This is a genomic window from Hyphomicrobium sp. DMF-1, assembly GCF_027886585.1.
In the GTDB taxonomy this organism is placed as follows: domain Bacteria; phylum Pseudomonadota; class Alphaproteobacteria; order Rhizobiales; family Hyphomicrobiaceae; genus Hyphomicrobium_C; species Hyphomicrobium_C zavarzinii.
In genome coordinates, this window is sequence record NZ_CP115706.1 from 811712 (window position 1) to 831814 (window position 20103).

Annotated in this window: 17 protein-coding genes; 3 read left to right on the plus strand and 14 right to left on the minus strand. The window is 62.4% G+C overall.

Annotated features, from left to right (window positions below; all coding sequences use genetic code 11):
- Window positions 1–79 precede the first annotated feature (79 nt).
- Window positions 80–682 carry a hypothetical protein gene (locus tag PE058_RS03620; RefSeq protein WP_271029858.1) on the plus strand — a complete coding sequence of 201 codons (603 nt, stop codon included), beginning with the start codon at window positions 80–82 and terminating at the stop codon, window positions 680–682.
- A gap of 214 nt (window positions 683–896) precedes the next feature.
- On the opposite strand, the gene trbJ is transcribed toward PE058_RS03620, so the two are convergent.
- The 7 genes from trbJ to traG are packed head-to-tail and all read right to left on the minus strand — an operon-like array spanning window position 897 to window position 8391.
- Window positions 897–1622, minus strand: coding sequence for a P-type conjugative transfer protein TrbJ (gene trbJ, locus PE058_RS03625; RefSeq protein ID WP_271029859.1), 726 nt, complete (start codon window positions 1620–1622; stop codon window positions 897–899).
- Window positions 1619–4276 (minus strand): conjugal transfer protein TrbE, encoded by a 2658-nt coding sequence (trbE, locus tag PE058_RS03630; protein WP_271029860.1) that lies wholly within the window; start codon window positions 4274–4276, stop codon window positions 1619–1621. Before trbE ends, trbJ begins: the two co-directional genes overlap by 4 nt.
- Window positions 4270–4542 carry a VirB3 family type IV secretion system protein gene (locus tag PE058_RS03635; RefSeq protein WP_271029861.1) on the minus strand — a complete coding sequence of 91 codons (273 nt, stop codon included), beginning with the start codon at window positions 4540–4542 and terminating at the stop codon, window positions 4270–4272. The genes trbE and PE058_RS03635 overlap by 7 nt, the downstream gene beginning before the upstream one ends.
- 16 nt (window positions 4543–4558) lie before the next feature.
- Window positions 4559–4885, minus strand: coding sequence for a TrbC/VirB2 family protein (locus PE058_RS03640; RefSeq protein ID WP_271029862.1), 327 nt, complete (start codon window positions 4883–4885; stop codon window positions 4559–4561).
- Between the two features lie 12 nt (window positions 4886–4897).
- On the minus strand, window positions 4898–5887 hold the full coding sequence (trbB, locus tag PE058_RS03645) for a P-type conjugative transfer ATPase TrbB (protein ID WP_271029863.1): 990 nt from the start codon (window positions 5885–5887) through the stop codon (window positions 4898–4900).
- A complete protein-coding gene (locus PE058_RS03650) occupies window positions 5880–6401 on the minus strand; it encodes a hypothetical protein (protein WP_271029864.1) in 522 nt (173 codons plus the stop codon). The genes trbB and PE058_RS03650 overlap by 8 nt, the downstream gene beginning before the upstream one ends.
- Window position 6402: 1 nt before the next feature.
- Window positions 6403–8391: an IncP-type conjugal transfer protein TraG gene (traG, locus tag PE058_RS03655; RefSeq protein ID WP_271029865.1), complete on the minus strand. Its 1989-nt coding sequence runs from the start codon at window positions 8389–8391 to the stop codon at window positions 6403–6405.
- 618 nt (window positions 8392–9009) lie between these two features.
- On the opposite strand from traG, the gene PE058_RS22035 reads away from it, so the two are divergent.
- The gene (locus PE058_RS22035; protein ID WP_442908679.1) at window positions 9010–9297 is read left to right on the plus strand and encodes an ArsR/SmtB family transcription factor; all 288 of its coding nucleotides are present in this window, start codon (window positions 9010–9012) and stop codon (window positions 9295–9297) included.
- The gene (locus PE058_RS03660; RefSeq protein ID WP_271029866.1) at window positions 9278–10678 is read left to right on the plus strand and encodes a porin; all 1401 of its coding nucleotides are present in this window, start codon (window positions 9278–9280) and stop codon (window positions 10676–10678) included. The genes PE058_RS22035 and PE058_RS03660 overlap by 20 nt, the downstream gene beginning before the upstream one ends.
- Before the next feature lie 142 nt (window positions 10679–10820).
- On the opposite strand, the gene PE058_RS03665 is transcribed toward PE058_RS03660, so the two are convergent.
- The 7 genes from PE058_RS03665 to PE058_RS03685 all read right to left on the minus strand — a co-directional run bounded on the left by PE058_RS03665 (window position 10821) and on the right by PE058_RS03685 (window position 19603).
- A complete protein-coding gene (locus PE058_RS03665) occupies window positions 10821–11633 on the minus strand; it encodes a sulfite exporter TauE/SafE family protein (RefSeq protein ID WP_271029867.1) in 813 nt (270 codons plus the stop codon).
- A gap of 231 nt (window positions 11634–11864) precedes the next feature.
- Window positions 11865–13607: a DUF3363 domain-containing protein gene (locus PE058_RS03670; protein ID WP_271029868.1), complete on the minus strand. Its 1743-nt coding sequence runs from the start codon at window positions 13605–13607 to the stop codon at window positions 11865–11867.
- Window positions 13608–14332: 725 nt separating this feature from the next.
- Entirely contained in the window at window positions 14333–14653 is a 321-nt protein-coding gene (locus PE058_RS03675) for a DUF736 domain-containing protein (RefSeq protein ID WP_271029869.1), read from the minus strand.
- Window positions 14654–15797: 1144 nt separating this feature from the next.
- Complete coding sequence (locus tag PE058_RS22040) at window positions 15798–16322, minus strand: DNA -binding domain-containing protein (RefSeq protein WP_442908671.1); 525 nt, start codon at window positions 16320–16322, stop codon at window positions 15798–15800.
- Between the two features lie 4 nt (window positions 16323–16326).
- The gene (locus PE058_RS22045; protein ID WP_442908672.1) at window positions 16327–16632 is read right to left on the minus strand and encodes a transcriptional regulator domain-containing protein; all 306 of its coding nucleotides are present in this window, start codon (window positions 16630–16632) and stop codon (window positions 16327–16329) included.
- A gap of 257 nt (window positions 16633–16889) precedes the next feature.
- On the minus strand, window positions 16890–17462 hold the full coding sequence (locus tag PE058_RS03680) for an isochorismatase family protein (protein WP_271029870.1): 573 nt from the start codon (window positions 17460–17462) through the stop codon (window positions 16890–16892).
- Between the two features lie 191 nt (window positions 17463–17653).
- Window positions 17654–19603: a heavy metal translocating P-type ATPase gene (locus PE058_RS03685; RefSeq protein ID WP_442908680.1), complete on the minus strand. Its 1950-nt coding sequence runs from the start codon at window positions 19601–19603 to the stop codon at window positions 17654–17656.
- Window positions 19604–20103: the final 500 nt, after the last annotated feature.

Here is a 20103-nt window from a genome sequence, read left to right on the forward strand (position 1 = left end):
TGGGCTGACGGTGATAGTGCTTTGCCGCAAAGCGGCGCTGGGCATACTGCCGGACTGGCTCGCGAGAGAGGGCTTCTGAATGCCGCCTGAAACCACAGTCATCCGATGCCTAGACAGCGTAAGGGCTCAAGCTGAGAATGCCGTCAGCGCCCAGGCGGAGCGCGCCTTCGATAGCGTTTATAAGGGTATGGCGCGCGCAATTCGGCAGGCAGCGGTGTACACGACGCCTCGCCAGCTCGATTACATCTATAGTTTCGCCACTCATGAGAAACGCAAGGCGTTCGGGCAGAAGCTTCGATCAGGCTCGCATGCCCTGTTCCTAGGTGATGGCAAGCCCGAACCCTACCAGCTTTTCGTCGTTCCCGGCGAAGACGGGGAAACGTGGGTCTTCCTCGCCAGCAAGGAGGGAGACAATGGTAGTCTAGTAGTATTTCAAGCCATGTCAGGCGGCAGTCCGCGCCCCACGAATCCCGTGATCAAATTTAGCTTTAGCCGCGAAGGCGTGACAGCCGAGAATAGCGCGCTTTGCCAAGCACCGTCCCTCCCTCGCGACTCTATCGCGGAGCTTGGTGGGTTCTATTGGAGCGTCCCTGTGTACTTCAACGAGATGCTAAGCACGCCGACTTATGGCGATGGCGTCAAGCACGTGACGATTCTCGATCCGAGGTTGTTTGTCCCGTAGGTAGGGTTCAGGACCACTGCACCGCAACTTCAAAAAACGATCGGTCGCTAGGGCCATCGCATAATCGTCGCACTTTAGCATGTTTCCGGCTGCTGAAGCGCTTACTCCTGCGGTCGAAGACCCTTCTCCCGCTGGTCAAATGACCGCTTCCTCGGCTTTGCATCGATATCAAGCTGGTTCCATAACGGCGCTGGCTATCCAATTTTATGGATGCTTATTGGCTCGACATATATCCCGTTCCGGCCCCGACAAACGACTTAAACCGCTGCCGCCCTTCATCCTCGGTTGCCAACTCTCGCGCGCGAGCAATGGTCTCTGACCGCGCCTGCGCTGCAACCAGGCTTTGGAGTGCGAGAGACTGCTTGACACCAAGCCCTGTGAGCTCGTTGCCGGCTTGCGTGGCTTCCAATGCTCCGGCCGCGTCGCGTGAACGGCTCAAGGCGTCGCCGAGCAGGTGCGCGTCATTCTCGATCCCGTCGGCAATTTCGCCCTGAAGGAAAGCTGAGCGCTGGAAGGCCGCGTAGCTCTCTTCCCATCGCGAGCGCGCATTGCGCAGGGATTCGTCGTAGGTCAGCGCGGCCGATGCCTCCTTCGGAAACATTTGCTGGTAGTTGTTCTGCGTTTCCTGTAGCCGCATCGCAATGCCTTCGCCGGCGCGAAGCTGGGTCTGGATGTCCGTCAATGATCGCTGAAGGTCGGGCGACAGCGTACCCTGAAGGCGCATGAGGTTCTGATCCATGCGCAGGATCATTTGGGCTTCGTTCTGAAGCGTGCGGATCTGATTGTTGATTTGCTCGAGCGCGCGCGCTGCCGACAGCAAGTTCTGGCTGTAGTTGCTTGGATCGAAGACGGTGTATTGCGCGATCGAAGATGTCGCAGAGCTTGCGATCAGGCCGACCGCGATTGGAATCCTGGTAAGAATCTTGCGTATTGGCTTCATCGGTTGTTCCTCTTTGATTTGCTGGGCACGGCCCGGAATGGAGAGAGGCGTTGAGGCATCGGCGGACCTCCTGGCAGTCCCGGGAGCGGCGTCTGATCCACCGCCACTGCCGGCACATCTGGCCGCAGGGCCTCCGTGACGTGCTCGCCGACACCGGCACTGAGTATTTCTACCGACCGTCTCTCGGATGGCGCTGTATTCCGTGTGGTGAGCGATGCCGGGAGAGGTGGTGGCGTAGTTGGCGGCCGCCACTGCTGGATCAGGTCGCCTGCCCAAGCGAGACCTTTCGCGGTCAGGAAACGTGCAGTGAACCCGCTGGCAGACTCCTCTTGCAGGCAGTGGTCGATCAGTTTCTGGTCATCGGGCGAGGAGGCGCCGCAGAGCGCCAGCGCTACCGGCCCGAGGCCGAGCTCGAACAGGCGATTGCCGCGCGCGGTTTGAGCATAATAGTCGCGCTTCGGCGCGGCGACTGAGAGAATCTCGATCTGGCGCTCGTTGAGGCCGAAACGCTCGTACACCGCTCGCGCCTGCGGCTCGCGGGCGCGGTCGTTGGGTAGAAAGATGCGCGTCGGGCAGCTTTCGATCAGCGCCGGCGCAATCGTCGAGCGCTCGACGTCGGCCAATGATTGCGTGGCGAACACAACGGAGACGTTCTTCTTGCGCAATGTCTTCAGCCATTCGCGGATGCGAGCCGCGAACAGCGCATCGTCGAGGAAGGTCCAGGCCTCGTCGAGGACCAGCAGCGTCGGCCGGCCATCGAAGCGTTCCTCCAGACGATGAAACAGGTAAGTCAGGACCGGCGGAATCAGCGCCTTGTGTCCCATTAGTGCCTCGAGCTCGATATGCAGAACGTCGGCCGCGGCGATCTGTTCTGAGGCGCCATCAAGGAGCCGGCCGTAGGCGCCTTCCAGCGCGTAGGGTGACAAGGCAGCAACCAAGGGCGCGGATTGGATCAGCACGGCGAGGCCAGTCAGCGTGCGCTCGGCCTTCGGCGCCGAGGCGAGACTCTGCAGCGCTGTCCACACGGCATCCTTCACGTCCGGCGTCACGCGCACACCTTCGGCGGATAGCAGGGCCGTCACCCATTGTAGGGCGAAGGCGATTTCGCCGGGCTCGTCAATGCGGGAGAGCGGCTGCAAGGAGAGCGATCCCTCAAGGCCGAGCTCGACGCTGGCTCCATTCATGGCCAGCGTGGCAGCCCGTGCGGAGCGGCCGCGGTCGAACATGATGACCTGCGCCCCGATGAAGCGGCGGAACTGCAGGGCAAGCAAAGACAGCAGCACGGATTTGCCCGATCCGGTGGGGCCGACCACGAGCGTGTGGCCGACATCGTCGATATGGAGATCCAGCCGGAACGGTGTGCTGCCGCGCGTTTCCGTCACCATCAATGCTGGTGCGTTGAGGTGCCTGTTCATGGTTGGTCCGGCCCAGACAGCCGAGACCGGCATCATGTGCGCGAGGTTGATCGTATGTACGATCGGCTGGCGGATGTTGGCGTAGGGATTCCCGGGAAGGGAGCCGAGCCAGGCTTCGACGGCATTCAACGTCTCGCGGATGGTGGCGAAGCCGCGGGTGTTGATGATGCGCTCGACGGCGAGCAGCTTCTCGTTGGCGAGCTGCAGGTCTGCGTCGGCGATGACGATTGCCGTGGTGAGATAGCCGAATGCCACGTCGTCGGCGCCGAGCTCCTGCAGGGCCTCATCGGCATCCATGGCCTTGTTGTCGGCGTCCGTGTCGACGAGGGCCGACTCGCGGTTGAACATGACCTCGCGGAGCACGGCGGCGACGGATTTGCGCTTGGCAAACCACTGACGCCTGAGCCGAGACAAGTTGCGTGCGGCTTCGGTCTTATCGATCCCGATCCAGCGCGTGGTCCAGCGGTAGGAGAAGCCGAGGTCGTTCAGTGCGTCGAGCAGTCCCGGCACGGTCGCGTTCGGGAAGCCGAGCACGCTCAGGATCCTCAGGTGCTGACTGCCGAGTTTCGGGTCGACACCGCCGAGAAACTGCCGATCACAGAGGATGGCGTCGAGGTGGGCCGGGATGTCCGGAACGGCCACAGGATGGCGCGTGTCGGAGATGGTGCCGTGCAGGTAGGTCAGCGTCCCCATGTCGTCGAGCGCTTCGGCCTCGGGAAGAATAGAAGCAAGCATCTGGAGCGCACGGTCGGTTTCGGTAATGAACCAGGCGAGCTGCGCGCGGGGCGTGGTCTCGATGTTCGCCTCGGCGCTGCGCTCGTACAGGAGCCGTTCGGCCTGCGATTCGCGTTCCGGCGGCGGCAGGTAGAGGAATGTGAGGTAGTAGCGGCTCTCGAAATGCGTGCCGTCGGCACTGAAGGCGGCATGACGCTCCTGGTCGACGAGCCAGGATGCGGCGTCCTCAAAGCGCGCCCCTGGATACTGGTTGGCGGGAATTCGTTCGGCCTCGAAGAAGAGTGCCCATCCGGAGCCAAACCGCTTCAGGATGTTGTTGAGGCGCGCAGTGACCGAGACGAGCTCGGCCTGTGTGGCGCTGTCGAGATCGGGGCCGCGGTAGCGGATGGTGCGCTGGAACGATCCGTCCTTGTTCAGCACGACGCCGGGAGCGACCAGACACGCCCACGGGAGGTAGTCCGCCAGGCTGGTTGTCTGCTTGCGGTACTCGGCGAGGTTCAGCATGAGAGGGCTCCCTTGTGGCGGGCGTGACGGGACAGGACAGTCAGGAAGGCCGGGTCCTTGCGGGTGATCCAGACTGCAGCGGCGTGGCCGGCCAGCCAGATCAGAAGCCCCGCGATCCAGAGCCGGAGCCCGAGTCCGATGGCCGCGGCCATGGTGCCGTTGAGGATCGCGAAGCTGCGCGGGGCGCCGGCGAGCAGGATCGGCTCGGTCAGGGAGCGATGCAGGACGACCTCGTAGCCAGGTACGAGACTCGATGGGTGACGCATGAGGCGGGTTCCTTGATCAGTGGATGAGGGCGCCGCCGGCAAAGGAGAAGAACGATAGGAAGAACGAGGTGGCGGCGAAGGCGATGGAGAGGCCGAATACGATTTGGATCAGCCTGCGCATTCCGCCGCCCATGTCGCCGAAAGCGAGGCTCAAGCCGGTGACGATGATGATGACGACGGCGATGACCTTGGCGACCGGGCCTTCGATCGACTCCAGGATGCGCTGAAGCGGGGCTTCCCAGGGCATGCCGGAGCCGGCGGCGTATGCGGCGGTGCCGAGCACAGCAACGTGGCTGACCTGGGCGGCCAACGCCATAAGGAACCGGGTTTTGGATCGGATCATGTGCGCCTCTCGTCAGATGGTGTGCAGGGTGGGTCGGCCGATCGGTGTCAGTTGGTAGTTGCCGTCGTCATCGAGGCCGGTGAGCTCGAGCAGCGTCTCGATGCGGCGCGCGTTGCCGCGGCCGGCGATGAACACGATGATGTCGATGGCCTGGACGATGAGATCACGAGGGACCGTGACTACGGTCTCCTGGATCAACTGCTCGAGGCGGTAGAGGCCGGCCTCGGCCGAGTTGGCATGGAGTGTTGTGATGCCGCCGGGGTGCCCGGTGTTCCAGGCCTTGAGCATGTCGAGCGCCTCGGGGCCACGTACCTCGCCGACGACGATGCGGTCCGGCCGGAGACGCAGCGTCGAGCGGACGAGGTCGGCGAGCGACGCCACGCCCGGTTTGGTTCGCAGCGCAACGCAGTCGGTCGCGGCGCACCTGAGCTCGCGCGTGTCCTCGAGGATGAGGATGCGCTCGTTGCAGTCGGCCACTTCCGCCAGAAGCGCATTGACCAGCGTCGTCTTGCCGGACGACGTGCCGCCGACAACAAGGATGTTCTTGCGGTCGCGGATTGCTGCCTGCAAGGCATCGGCCTGCAATGGGGAGATGATGCGGGTGGCCACGTAGTCCGGTAGGCGGTAGAGGACGTCAGCGGGTTTGCGCACGGCGAAGCACGGTGCCGTGGCGACGGGTGGCATAATGCCCTCGAAGCGCTCTCCGGTCTCTGGCAGCTCGGCAGAGACGATCGGTGCGTGCGCGTGGACCTCGCGGCGGACGTGAGCGGCAACAAGGCGGATGATGCGTTCGACTTCGGTGCTGCCGAGCCGCTCGCCGGTGTCCTGGCGGCCAACGCTCGCGCGCTCGATCCAGAGCTTGCCGTCGGGATTGACCATGACCTCGATCACGGTCGGATCGGCCAGCGCCGCAGCTATGGTTGCGCCGAAGGCGGTGCGCAGCATCTGGCGGCGCCGGCCTTGGGCTTCTTCGGCGGCCGGTAGGGACAGGAGGTCAGCCATGATCGTTCTCCTCGAGGGGATGCGCGCTGGATGCGTGGCCGTTGCGATCCGTGGGATGACTAGTCGTCGATGTGTCGTCCGGCGGCTTCGCGAACAGATCGGTCTGCGCCACGGGAATGGTCGCGATGACTTCCGCAACGAGACGTTCGTTCTCGGCAACGCGGCGGCCGACCTCGGTGAGGAGCACCTGGTAACGCTCCCTCCCGAGTAGGCGCGCGGGCTCCTGCTCGTCCTGCGGTAGCGGCGGCGTCACGGTCAGGAAGTAGCGAACGAAGATCGCCAGCGTTTCGGTGGCAACGGCCATCTCGCGCCGGAGTCCGGCGACGACGCGGTTGAGCTCGTTGAGCCGGCGGGCAAGCCCCTCCTCGAGGCCGGCATGCTGTTGCGGCTCCAAGGCTGCTCGCAGCGCTTCCTCGACCAGGGCGGATTTGGCGCCATTGCGCTGCTGCGCGATCAGGTCGAACCGCCGGGCGAGCGGGCGCGAGATATAAAGAGTGTAGCGCTTCTTGCTCATGTCAGAGACGCAGCCCCGGGAACTGGATGATTTCGTTCTGATTGTCATCCGCCGGCGCTGTTCCGATTTGGGGTGTCGCCTCCGTCAACTGGGCCGCAAAGAGAGGCAGGTCGCCGACGGGACGCTCGGCTTTGATGGTCTTGCGCCGTGCGATCTCTCGCGTGCGGGGAGGTGGATCCGCATCGCCCCCGCTCGAGGTCACGAGGTCTGCCCAAGCCTTGTCGAGACGGGGATCGGGACTGCGGATGCTATCCGTCCAGGCGTGCGGTCGCATCGGACCGTCGCCCTTCTCTCTGCCGGCCACCTCCGGCGCCGGCAAACACCGATCCAGGAAATTGCGATCGTCGTAGTAGCGGAGCTTTCTTGCGCGGATCGGCGGCACGCCGGAGACGAAGACCAGCGCGTCGTCCTGTGGGAGCTGCAGCACTTCGCCCGGCGTCAACAGCGGACGTGGCGTTTCCTGCTCTGAGACGGACGTATGCGACAGCCAGGCCGCCAAGCGCTTTCCGGAGAAGTTGGTTTGTGCGCGTTGCTCGGTTGCAGTGCCGAGCGCATCGGACAGGCGCCGGGCGGTGCGTTCGTCGTTGGGCGCGAAGGCGATCCGCACATGGCAGTTGTCCAGGATTGCGTGATTGGGGCCGTAGGCCTTGTCGATCTGGTGGAGCGACTGCGCAACGAGGAAGGCACGCACGCCGTAGCCCGCCAGAAACGCGAGCGAGGACTCGAAGAAGTCGAGGCGGCCGAGTGCCGGGAATTCGTCGAGCATCAGTAGGAGCCGGCGGCTCGGCGCCTTGTTGGGGTCGGGCAATGTCTCGGTCAGGCGGCGGGCGATCTGGTTTAGGATCAACCGCACGAGCGGCTTGGTCCTGGAGATGTCCGACGGTGGCACGACCAGATAGAGGGAGATGGGTCGTTCCGGCTCCAACAGGTCGGCGATACGCCAGTCCGAGCTGGCGGTGTTGGCGGCAATGAGCGGATCCCGGTAGAGCGCCAGATAGCTCATGGCGGTCGAAACGACGCCGGAGCGCTCGTTCTCGGACTTGTCGAGGAGTTCGCGCGCGATCGAGGCGACGACGGGATGCGCCATCGGTTCCACCTCGGTGCCGAGGTGGTTGGTCGTGAGCATGATCTTGAGGGTGCGCAAGATGGAGCGCGCGGGGTCGGCCAGGAAGGTTGCGACGCGCTCCAGGGTCTTTGCCTCTTCCGCGTAGAGCACATGCAAGATGGCGCCGGTCAGCAGCGCGTGGGCTGTCTTCTCCCAATGGTCGCGCCGTTCTCGGGCGCCTTCGGGATCGACCAGGATGTCGGCGATGTTCTGGACGTCGCGTACCTCGTGCGTGCCTTTGCGCACCTCCAGCAACGGGTTGAAGCGGGCTGACTCCGGATCGGTGGGGTCGAAGCGCAGGCAGTGCGAAAAGCGTGATCGCCAGCCTGCTGTGAGGGCCCAGTTCTCACCTTTGATGTCGTGGATGACGGCGGATCCGGTCCAGCTCAGGAGTGTCGGCAGCACGAGACCAACGCCTTTGCCCGAGCGCGTCGGGGCGACCGCAAGGACGTGCTCCGGGCCGTCATGGCGCAGGTATCGCTCGTCGTAGAGGCCGAGAACGATGCCGCTGTCGCCGAGCAGATCCGCGCGCATCACATCGGAAACGTCCGCCCAGCGGGCAGAACCATAGGTCGTCGACGGTGTCCTATGGCTCGCCCGCCAGGCGGCTCCCCCGAACGCGAGCGCGCCGCTCAGCAGCCCCCCGGCTGCAGCAAGGGCGCCCGCGCGCGCGAACACGTGCGGCGCTTGGCCGTCGAACGCGAGCCACCAGGAGAAGAGCTGCCACGGGGCATAGATCCTGGTGTTCGCGAACTCGAGCCAGGCGGCTCCGAGTGCGGGTTGATAGAGGAAAATCGCGGCCGTCCACTGGGTCGCGATCCACATCGTGGCGAGGGACACGCCCAACGCCATCGATATTTGAAGGGGATGAAATCTGGTCGACATGACGGCCTCGCCTCGCTGTGCGCTAATGCGCTCGTTCAGGCTCAGCGTGTCGTTGGCGCGATGTCAGGTCGATGCGGAAACGGCGCAAAACGCGGGAAGCAGAAGGCGTGTGCGGGAAGTGGAGGGAAGCGCGACTAATGTAGGTCGCGCGCTTGTATGACCGCCAGGGCGCTGGGTGAGTTCCGCTTCAGGTTCAAGAACGATCATCAACAAGCGTAAGGGGAGGTCACCTTAGGGCCAATAGCGGTCATTCGCAGCAAAAACTTTCGCGCCTCAACGAGTTCGTAGACCACGTCCGCATTCGGGTGAGGAGCGGGCATCAATCTCTTTCGGCGAGCCGAAGCCAATGACCCGGAGCGGTCTTTCTCGACGGAGCAACAAATGTCCGTTTGAGCTTGTCAAGCGATCAGTCTCCTAGAGGCGGAAGCGTCACAGACATATCTCCCGGCGTGTTGTCGCTGGAGTCGCTATACCACCATTGCCAAGTTCGGCTGGCGTTGCTATTATTCGCACATGAATACGAATATCGGAATGCGCGCTTCGTGCGCGAAGTCGGATGACGCTCTCTGCGAAGTGCCGTGCTTCAATGGGAAGCTGGTCCAGAAGCTAAAGGCGAAAATGCCTGCTGAGGAACCGCTTGATGAGGCCCAGAGGCTCTTCGCTGCTCTCAGTGATCGAACGCGCATCAAGCTCCTACTCGCCTTAGGCCCAGACCGAGAACTCTGCGTTTGCGACTTGGCTCATGTGGCTGGGACCACATTCTCAACCGCCTCCCATCATCTTCGAAAACTTCGTGATCTTCGCCTTCTGACCCATCGAACCGATGGCCGAATGTCATTCTATGCGCTGCGCGATCCGCGCTTGGCACAGCTCGTGGCTCTCGCGCTTGGCCACAGAAAAGCGTGAAGCCGGGAAGACTAGTCATCACCACCGATCACCCGGGGCCTGCATGAGGTTGGGAAGAAGCTTGTTTGCGCATGTACTGGCTGCTTGTGTCCTGTTCGGCTGCGAAGCGGCGACGGCCGCAGACCTCGCGAACTGCTGCGCGGACATTGAGGCGCGCATTGCGGAGCTGGAGACCGCCGGCAAAGGCAGCCGCAAGGTCGATCTGACGGTCTATGGTCAGGTCAACCAGGCGATCATGGCCTGGGATGACGGCTACGAGCGCAATGCCTACCTCGTCACCAACGATGCCTCGCGCACGCGGTTCGGCTTCCGCGGACAATCGAAGCTGAACAGCCACCTATCGGCCAGCTTCCAGATCGAGGTCGGCGTGCGCTCCCTCAACTCCAAGCGCAGCGACCAGCTCACCACCCGCTCCGGGCTTGATCTTCGCCGCGCGTGGTGGGGTGTGACGAGCAAAACTCTGGGTACGGTCCAGGTCGGTCGCGCCATCACTGCCCTTGAAGAAATCACGGAAGCCAATCTCGCCGGGACGAACCGGGCCGGGAAGTACTCGGACGTGGAGGACAGTGGCCTTGGCCTGCTGCTGCGTCCGAAGTCCACCCCAACGCTCAGCCGGGTGGCGTGGCGGCGCCTGCTCAAGCATACGGGCAACCAGCCCGGCGAAGGCGATGTCCAGTCCGGTATTCGGTATGTTACGCCGACGGTCGCCGGCTTTTTCATGAGCATCGCTTGGGGCGCCGACGACTTATGGGATGCAAGCCTCGAATACGAAGGCCAAGTGTCCGACTTCAAGGTGGCGGCAAGAGCCGGCTATGGAGCCTCCACAGATGGCAGAGAGGGTGCAAGCTTCGAGTGCGTGGCCACGAATCTGGCGTCAGCTCCGAACGAAGCCGACTGCGCGACGCTCGGCGGATCGCTCAGCATCCTGCATGAGCCAACCGGCCTCTATGCCAAAATGGCGGGGGGATGGTTCAAGGACCACAATGTGAAGTACGCGCCGTTCTTTGCGAACATGAGTCCTGACGCAACGAGCACATTCTGGGCCTTCGAAACCGGTATCCAAAAGGACTGGCTTGACCTCGGCGCGACGACGATCTTCGGCCAGCTCTACCAGGTGGACGGCGGCGCCAATGCCCGTCTGACGGTCGAAGCGGACGATGCGATAAATCCGATCGGTGCTGACGCCGGCCTCTATGCGAGCAAGGTGGAGATGTGGGGCGTTGGCTTCACGCAGGATATTTCGAACGCGGCTATGAAGCTCTATGTCCTCTATCGCCACTATGATGCGAGCGTCACGCTCGCAGGGGCAGGTCAAGTCAAGGCATCAGAGCCGCTTGAGAACTTGGATATCGTCATGGCAGGCGCCCTCATCAGGTTCTGATTGAGAGCATCGCAGCGATAGGCACACGCGGCCATGTCGGCATGGAGATCATTTTCAGTCATCAATCGTCTTCCTGGTCGATGACAGGTCCTGGGACGAACCTGCCAATTGGCCAAGGTTCGCTACGGGCCAAAAGCAGATCTCAACGATGCTGCCAGACCTTCACAGCCGACAGGACGAGAATGGCCGCAAGGATAGGAAGCAGCACCGCGCCCGACACGACCCCGAGTAGCAGGCCACCGATGAAGGTGCCAACCAGAGAGCCTGCCGCCATAACAAGCAGGAAACTCTTGTTTTTGCCGATCACCGCGAAGCTGCCATCTTGGCTGTAACGCGTGAAGCCCACCAGCATGGTCGGAAGGCTGACGGCAAGCGACAGACTACCCGCTAACTTGATGTCCGCACCGAACAGCAGCACCAGCGTTGGGATCAAAAGCTCGCCGCCTGCAACTCCGAGCAGGGACGCCACCACGCCAATCGCAAAGCCCGCCACCACTCCTGCGACAGCCAGCGGTATGCCGGAAAGGGAAGGACCTGATGGGGCGGCCGCGTCATGCGTAAACAGCAGGACCGCCGCTATCACAACCAATAACACCGCGATGATCTGATACAGCAGCTCCTGCTTCATCTTCACCGCCCAGCTCGCGCCGCACCAAGCACCCAGCAGGCTTCCGCAGAGTAGGTTCACGATGATCGGCCAGTTGGCGGCAATCGCCGAGAATGGCACGGTCGCAGCGCGGAACGGCAACGCCGACGCCACCACCACCAAGCTCATTGTCTTGTTTAGGATCACCGCTTCAAGCGCTGCAAAACGGAACAAGCTGATTAGCAAGGGCAGCCGGAACTCGGCGCCGCCGAGGCCGATCAAGCCGCCAAGGGTACCGATGAGTGCGCCAGCGCTGAAGGCCGATGCAGGTTGCTTGGCGCCTATGCCAGTTTCAGACCTTTGATCCATCGGGTCCCGCTCAATATGGGCCGCTGCGGTTATATCTTTTGGGATATATCACTGTCGATGGTTGATTGGTCTCATCAGCCCGATGTCCGCTTAGGGTCAAACTGCGAAGACGATCTACTTCTGAGTGATGTCCACTTTAAAGCGGAAACCGAACATCTGCTTACGGTCACTGGGAACGTTTCTGATGGGACGCGAGGTTGGGGGTGGGACGGCTGAATGAGTTGGGGGTCTTTAGCTGCGTCTGGGAAGGCCTCGTCCTCGATCCAAGCTCCACGTCACGCGGTTGGGACCGATCATGCCAGAAACAGCGCGCCCCCTGAGCGGCTCGAGCGCCGGGCGCCACGGTGCCAGCGTGAAGGTGTCCTGACGGTGGATCACGGCGAGCTTGCCGGTGGGCGTGGCAATCGCGTGATCGTACACGCCGGTGATGCGCACTCCAGGCTCTGTCGGCACATAGGCGGCGTTTAGCTCGCGCGAGACTTGCTGGACGATGCGATCGGTCTCGGCGTTGCGGAGGATCCGCATCATGTCGGGATTTGGTGTCAGACCACCACCGGGCGCGATCGTTGCGACGCGGCGCTCGACCAGCCAATCTCTTCTCGCGGCCAGTGCGGTTCGCATTTGGCTGGCGAAGCCGGGCGTTCCCGGCTCGGGTTGCCATCGTGAGAGGATGGCTTCGTCAAGCCAGGTCGGACCGTCGTAGGTCGCCTGCTTCTCGAGCGCGACGGGCGAGAGCACTTGTAGCTTGGGCACCGGCGACGGCTTACCGTCGAGGCTGTCTCCGGCCAGCGTCACGATTGTCCCGCGCATAGGCGCGTCGGTGGGCTTGAGGCGGCCGAGCTCGGCGTAATGCGCGCGTCCGTCCATGGCGTCGATCACGACCCATGTGTGATCGGAGATCTCGTCGACGAGACCGACGCCCACGACTTTGCCGACCAGCGGGGTCTTCCGGGGACCGCGCTCGAATAGGGCCATGGCGGCCGCGCCACGTTCGATCCCGGCTTCCTGCAGGGCGCGCTGCATCATCTTGAACTTGTCGGCACGTTGTCCGAGCTGGCGAAGTTTGCCCTCCATCTGGCTATCGAGTGCCCAGACGCCCTGTTGCCGTTCGTCGGCGAGGCCGAGCCGCTCCAGGGTCTTGAGCCGGCCGACCCGGAGCGTGTGCTGTGTGGGATCGAGCTCCTCGGCGGCTGTGACGACCAGAATGTTGTCCTTGGAGCGGCCGATGAGCGCGCGATCGAGGCGCGTCAGTCGTTCCTGGCCGACCTCGTTGAAGAGCTTCTGCATACGCTCGAGCTGGGTTTCCGGTCCGAGCTCCAGGGTCACGAGGGATTGGGCGCGGGCCCGGACACCATGGGCGATGTAGTCGCGCGCCATCACCAGGTCCTTGCCCTGATCATCCTTGCCGCGGAGGACGACGTGAGTATGCGGGTGTCCAGTGTTGAAATGATCGACCGCCACCCAGTCGAGCTTCGTGTCGAGGTCGCGCTCCATCTGGGTGAGGAGGTCACGGATGAACGGTTTGAGGTCGCTGAGCTGTGCGCTTTCGTCGGCGGAGACAATGAAACGAAATTGGTGCGGGTCGTCGGCCGAGCGGGCGAGGAAAGCACTACCATCGACGTCATCCCCATTGGCGTCATAGAGCCGTCCAGGGGCTCCCTCTCGGGTGACGCCATCGCGCACGATGTATTTCATGTGCGCCTGTGCGGCGCCGAGGTCGCCGTTCAGGATCCGCGTGTAGCGCGCTTTGACGATGACGCGTCGGCTCCCGGGTGCAATGAGCCCCGCCGCAGCCCGCACGCCTGTCCCCATGCCGCGCGTCAGGCTGCCGGGTGCGATGTGTCCGCGCTGCAGCACCGCCCTTGTGCCCGTCTTGCCAGCCTGGCGGAACACGAGCGCGGCATGCCGCTGTGAACGGCTGCTGCGACTATCGCGAATGCGACCGAGCTTGGGATCGAAGTCGTCTTGCGCCATGTCGAACCTCGCAAGTTGCGGTGGTGGCAAGACGAGATGGCGTGGCGATCGCCGCGTTCAAGATGGCGTCAAGTTGTGTGCTGATTGCGCAAAGGAATATCGAACACTGACGGTATGGTCGCTTTGTTGACGTCGTCCGTAAGTCGACCCTTGCACGATCTGACGGGCAGATGACGTCAGTCCTTTATCTTGATGTCCGGAAATGCTCTCTCAGACTTCCCGCAACTTCCTTTGTCGCGCTCGCTGGTCCGTTCAGCAGTTTGGGTGGTCGAGGCACACGCAGCCGGATCATTTCCGGCGAGAGTTGCGCACGGCCAGGCGTTGCCAAAAGCGATCCGTCAGACCGACAAGGAGCAGCGCTGCGGTGTCGGGACAGCCACACAGGACCGTTGCAACCGTTCGACAGGGCGCTCACGCTGCTCTCAGCGAACCCGATCGCGGGAGCGTTACGCAACCGAGCCGGCTACGGTCTGCAGCCGCCGCGGCTACAGCGTGCGCCGTATCGGAGAGCCGAAAAGGAGTGGCCGGACGTGCCGCGCGTTGCGCGTTCGGGCTGACGTCAACCGCCCCCAGATCGGTGGACGATGGTCTGACGCTATGCACCGACGCTGCTCCAGGCGGCGTCAGCGCCGTGGTGGGGCGGGTGGGTGGGGGAGGCTGGCGGACGAACGTCGCCACAGAAAGAGCCTCCGCGCCGCGGTGAGCGGCGCGGAGGCGAAACCCGGTTAGTCCTGCGGGGTCCAGATCAGCGCGTAGGTGTTCGGATCGGCCTGACCGGCAGCTCGGCCGAGGTTGGCGTAGAGCGTCTTGCCGAACTCGGGAGCGGAGATGGAGAGCGAGATGTACTCCTTGCCCGAGGTCTGTCCGATCCGCTGCCAGCCGGCGCCGATCTCGATGCCCTGGGCCAAGACGCGGAAGTCCGGCTGGGTCTCGGTCTGCTTGTCGCCGACGGGAAGGATGGCAATCGATGCCCGGAGGGAGAGGGTGCGGAGCTCGCCTTCGTAGCGTCCGTCCTCGCGCTTCGTGACGTAACCGATGGTAGCCATGATGCTGATCCTCACGTTGTTCCGACGGAGGCCTATTCCCCCGCCAGCGCGTGCAGATCGTGGCGGGCTGGAGCCTGAGGCACCCGCAGGGCCGGAACGCAGTGGAGGACCCGCGCGCAGCGCGGGTTGCCGCTAAGGCGATGCCTGCCACATCGTCGCACAAAGCTTGGCGGGGAAAGGGCCTCCCGGCCACGGCGAGAGGATGGTGGCTTGGCGCTCGGTTCGCGACTAACGAGGCCTCAGCGGAGGTAGGCCGCAGCACACTCGACTCAGCCGACAGCGATGCGGAGCTGAGCCGCCGATCGGGACACCTTTCCGCGTCATGGTCTTAGTGGCTGAGGCGCCGACGGAGAAGAACGGGCCGAGGGCTCGCAACAGATGCGCTGTTCGGCTTCTGGGGCAGGAGCGTGCCACGGGCTCCGCGGAAGGGATCGTTACACGCATGTGCCGAGACGCCGGTTCCCTCTTGCCGGCGGCTCGGTCGCGCGGCTGATCGAGGCCGCGCGATAGAGCCCGACCGCCCGAGATCATGGGATCGAGGGCGGGTCCGCCCAGACTTCACTGAGTCTCTGCAACCTGCTCATTATTGAACCGTGACGACGTCAGCCAACCTCGTGTATCGCCTCGCGAACTGACGTCGCCGGAGGCGAATGTTTATCTTGTCCAATCACCTAGAGAATGTCAGTCCAGCCAAGGGTTCAGGTTTATCGGACAAGCAAAACCAGGATGGCGGTTCCGACGACATGCCTAGCATACAGCGGGCTAACACAGCGGCAGTCGGAGCTCGCAAAATTATCTGCCAGCAGGAGGAGTTCGCTGTTCTGCGGTGGCTCTGCACGAAGGATCCACGTTGCTCGTCGTATTTAATGCGCTGCGGCTACTCGCTTTTAGCGAACCTGTTTTAGCTGCACCGAAGTAGTTGTTCTACGCAACCTTCACCGTGACCATGTGCCCATAGATGTCCGGCTTCTCGCACCACGCTTAAACGTCGTCGGCCATCGCGGTGATGCCTGCCTCGATGTCAGCCGGAGCAAAAATCCTCCAAGAAGGTAGTTTGGCTACCGGACGATTTTCGTTCCGGTTCGGCACGCGCCCAACGTTGGCGAGCAGTGTCGAAGCGAAACTAACAGCGAACACCACCCCCTCACAGGAGCTGACGATAGCCTCCGCCAGAGAGCCATAAGCCGCGCTTCAGCGCGCGGCGAATGCGATCTTTCAGCGCGGTGCTTGAACTCCGCCACGCCTCCTGCGTACGCTTTGATCCAAAGATAACCCCTGAAATATCACGATATGTTGCGCCGACACAGTGACCGTCGAGAGCAATGAGAGCATCACGCATCTGGAGACTTGTTGCCGTCCACCCCTGACCAACCGCCACGGGCGCACCTCCCGGACAAAGAAGAGCACTCAACGCTGCAAGGGAGTCACGCGCGCGATCAAGCTGAGCAAGACCTGGCACCCGGAGCGTGACGCGAACCGCACCGATCAAGACGGAACATCCATCGAGCGCAACCGGAAGGGCGGCAGCGTCCTTCTCGAAAAGGAGATGCTGTAGACCTTTGGCATCGATCAGGAGCCGCTTTGCATTCTTGTGAAGCTCGAGGCTTAGATCGTCTGCAGTGCAAGGATCGCGCTGGCGCTCGGCACTTCCCTGTAGGGAAAGCGCCACGGTATCAGGAGACCAAAATACGTGACATTGAGGGGCAGGCTTTTGAGGATCGGCGAAAGGAGCACAAGCCCCACGCTTCGGCTCGGCACGAGCGACGCCTCAACCGACACAGGGCAATCCCGGTCTTATGCCAACAGAATGATGGGCACCCGGCTCTGCAGAGTTTGTAGTCGCGCTGATAGACCGGATTGCGGCGCAAGAACTCCCATCCCCATCCTGTCCTCGGCAAAGTACGAGCATATTCGTACGCGCTGACGTGAGGTGGCCAGGCCGGGCCGACATAGAACCTCTTCCTTGCCTTGGAATTCATCCAGAGACATCGAGCCGGCACGGCTCGCCCCTTGGAGAGAGGCCGCACCCCTCTTCATCGGTTGAAACCTGATTCAGAGATGATCGGAACGCTAAGGTACACGACCGCCTCCCCCGCAATACATCTTCAGCTTATCGCCACGTCTTGTAAGTTGTCCTTGTCCTCATTCCTTCATCGTGAATGAAAGAGAAACCCTCGTACCTTGAGGGCACGAGGGTGAAGGTGAGAGTTCTTGGACACGGGCGAGAGATTGGCTCTCAGGTCGGCGTCAATAGATCGAGCAACAAAGAGCGTCGCGCTTCATCTGCTGTGCATTCAGCCCACTCGCGTACCATCTGCATGGTCGTCAAGGGAACGACACCAGCCTGCAGAAGCCGATCGACTGTGGGGCTCTGTGCATGCTTGTCACAGCTCAAACAAGCATCCATGAGCACAAAGACATCGAATCCATCGGCAAGCGCATTGAGCGCCACAAACGTAATATTACCATCGAGCCAGAAGCCGCAGAGCACAAGACAGGCTCTGTCCTCTTTGGCAAGCGCAGCGCCGAGCCCGCTGGTGGACCACAACGATCCGGCGTAGCTGGCCTCGTGAACGCGAGACCTCGAGCGCTCACAAGGTTGTATTATCCAGTCTCGCTCGCTTGTCGGATTGCCGTCGATCACAAAAAATTCTGGCACATCGAGAATTCTCGCAGCCTGTTGAAACAAGGCGTAGCGGCCAATAAGAGAGTACTGACCGTCGTCATCGATATCGCTACGTTCGACGTTACGACGAACGGGATCAATCAACAGCAAGCTACATTCCTCAGGCTTAAGGAGCGGCGCCATAGGTGCATCTCTCCGCTAGTTCCGCGAGATGAAAGTAAACGGTCCATGCCTCAGCTGCGGGCGCCATCGATATGTGCGGCGCTAGAGTGACTCAGCGCGGCCGCCGCATCCGCGGTCAACCGATGAGGCATGTTCCGGGAAGAGGAAGGGTCACTTGCATTGCTGCTTACTCGCTCCGCAAGGCAAATTGCTCATGCTTGGCGCCGATAGAAGCGCAGCAGCTGGGCGTTGATCGCGACAATGACCGTGCTGGCCGACATGAAGACAGCGGCAACGGCAGGCGTCATCAGAAACCCCGTCCCGAAAGTAATGCCTGCGGCCATCGGGATGGCAATTGCGTTGTATCCGGTCGCCCAGATCAGGTTCTGCACCATCTTGCGATAGGTCGCACGTGACAGACCGAGGATCGCGGCTACATCGCGTGGATCGCTTCTGACCAGGACCACGTCGGCCGATTCCACGGCAACGTCGGTGCCAGCGCCGATGGCGATCCCGAGATCAGCCACGACAAGCGCGGGTGCATCATTCACGCCGTCTCCGACCATGGCGACCTGAAGTCCGCGCGCCTGCAACTCCTTAATTTTCTCCGACTTCTGATCCGGTAGCACTTCGGCAAAATATTCGCTGATGCCCAATTCCTCAGAGACCGCCTGAGCAACTCCCTTTGCATCGCCGGTCAGCATGACGGCATTGACGCCGAGCCTCCTCAGCTCGGCGATGGCCTCCTTCGATTCCGGCCTGACGATGTCGGCCAATGCAAACAGGGCGCGTGGCTCTCCGTCGCGGACCAGAACGACGACGGTCTTTCCCTGCCCCTCCAACTGCTTGAGGCGCGCGCTGGCGACCTCCTTTCCGAGACGGGCAAGATGGCCGGGGCTGACGATACGGATATCTTGGCCGTCCACCTTGGCGACGATTCCCTCACCGGTGATATTGCGAACATCGCTGGCCTTCAGGACACGCAAATTCCGGTCCTTGGCCTCGGCGACAATGCCATGGGCGATCGGATGCTCAGACTGGCTCTCGGCGGCGGCGGCAAAGGCGAGCTCCTCATTCTCGTCTTTGCTGGCGAGCAGCACAATGTCGCTTACCCCAAAGCGGCCCTCAGTCAGCGTGCCAGTCTTGTCGAACACCGCGGCGTTGAGATTTCGCGCCCGCTCGAATGCGGCGCGGTCGCGGATCAGAAGCCCGTTGCCGGCGCTCAGCGACGTGCTGACGGCGACCACGAGCGGTACTGCAAGGCCAAGCGCATGCGGACAGGCAACGACCATTACCGTCACCATCCGCTCCAAGGCGAATTCGAGCGACTCGCCAAGAAAAAGCCACGCGACGAGCGTGCCGAAGCCGACGGCCAGTGCGATGTAGGTTAGCCAGGAGGCCGCACGGTTGGCGATGTCCTGCGTTCGCGACCTTGTGGCCTGCGCCTTCTTCACCAAGTCGATAACCTGGGCGAGATAGGTTGCGTCGCCAGTGGCAGTCACCTCGATGGTCACGGCGTTGGCACCGTTGATCGCACCGCCGATCGCGGTGGCACCCACGGTTTTTGAGACGGGGCGGGATTCGCCCGTCAGCATCGCCTCGTTGAAGCCGGAGGATCCCTCGACGATGCTGCCGTCGACGGGAACTTTGGCGCCCGGTCGGATGAGTACCCGGTCGCCCGGCTGCAATGCGGAGATGGGGACCTCGTGTGTCGTGCCGTCGGCGTCAATTTTCGTGGCACTATCCGGAAGCAGCCGCACCAGTTCTTCGAGCGCCCGCGACGCACCCATGACGGACCGCATCTCGATCCAATGACCGAGGAGCATGATGGCGATCAGCGTCACCAATTCCCAATAGAAGGATTCCCCGGGGAAGCCGAACGTCGTCGCGGCCGAGAAGAAATAGGCCGCTGAGATCGCGAGTGCGATCAGGGTCATCATTCCGGGCTGTCTCTTGCGCAGCTCGGACGTAAAGCCGGTAAGAAAGGGCCATCCGCCATAGACGTAGGCGACGGTCGAAAGTGCGAAGAGGACGAGCCCGTCGCCCGGGAAAGCCAGCGCGTCGGCAATGCCCAGCCAATGCTGGATCATCGGCGAGAGCAGCAGGACAGGCGGCGTCAGGACCAGCGTGACCCAGAACCGGCGTCGGAAATCGGCGACCATGGCGGCATGATCATGACCTCCATGCCCCGCATGACTGGAACCACCGGCGGTGACGACAACAGTTTGATCCTTGGAAACGCTGCTGAGCTGACCTTTGCCGGCGTGGTGGTCATGATGGGTGTGGTGACCGTGATCCGTGTTCATGGCGATACGTAACCTGTAAGAGGTTGAGGGTAAGCAGCACTTGCGCTGCGATGAACAGATCGACGGCAACTAGAGGAGACGAACCTCACCGTACGCGTGACGCTCGACATGAGCGATAAACGACTCCGCTGGCTCGGCCCGCGTGCAATCGATGGCCGTAGCCGTCTCGTTGTCAAATGCTGTGTTGCTGTTGCCGCGCGCGATGGGACGGCTGCGCTCGCCTCGACGGACGGACACTCGATCAGACGGATAACATTTATCCCAAAGTCGGCGGAGGTGGTGAGCGGGGTAGCTTCAGGCTGTTGCAGGTTCATACGATCGAGAATCCTGAAGCATTTTTGCAGCGCGAGGACAAC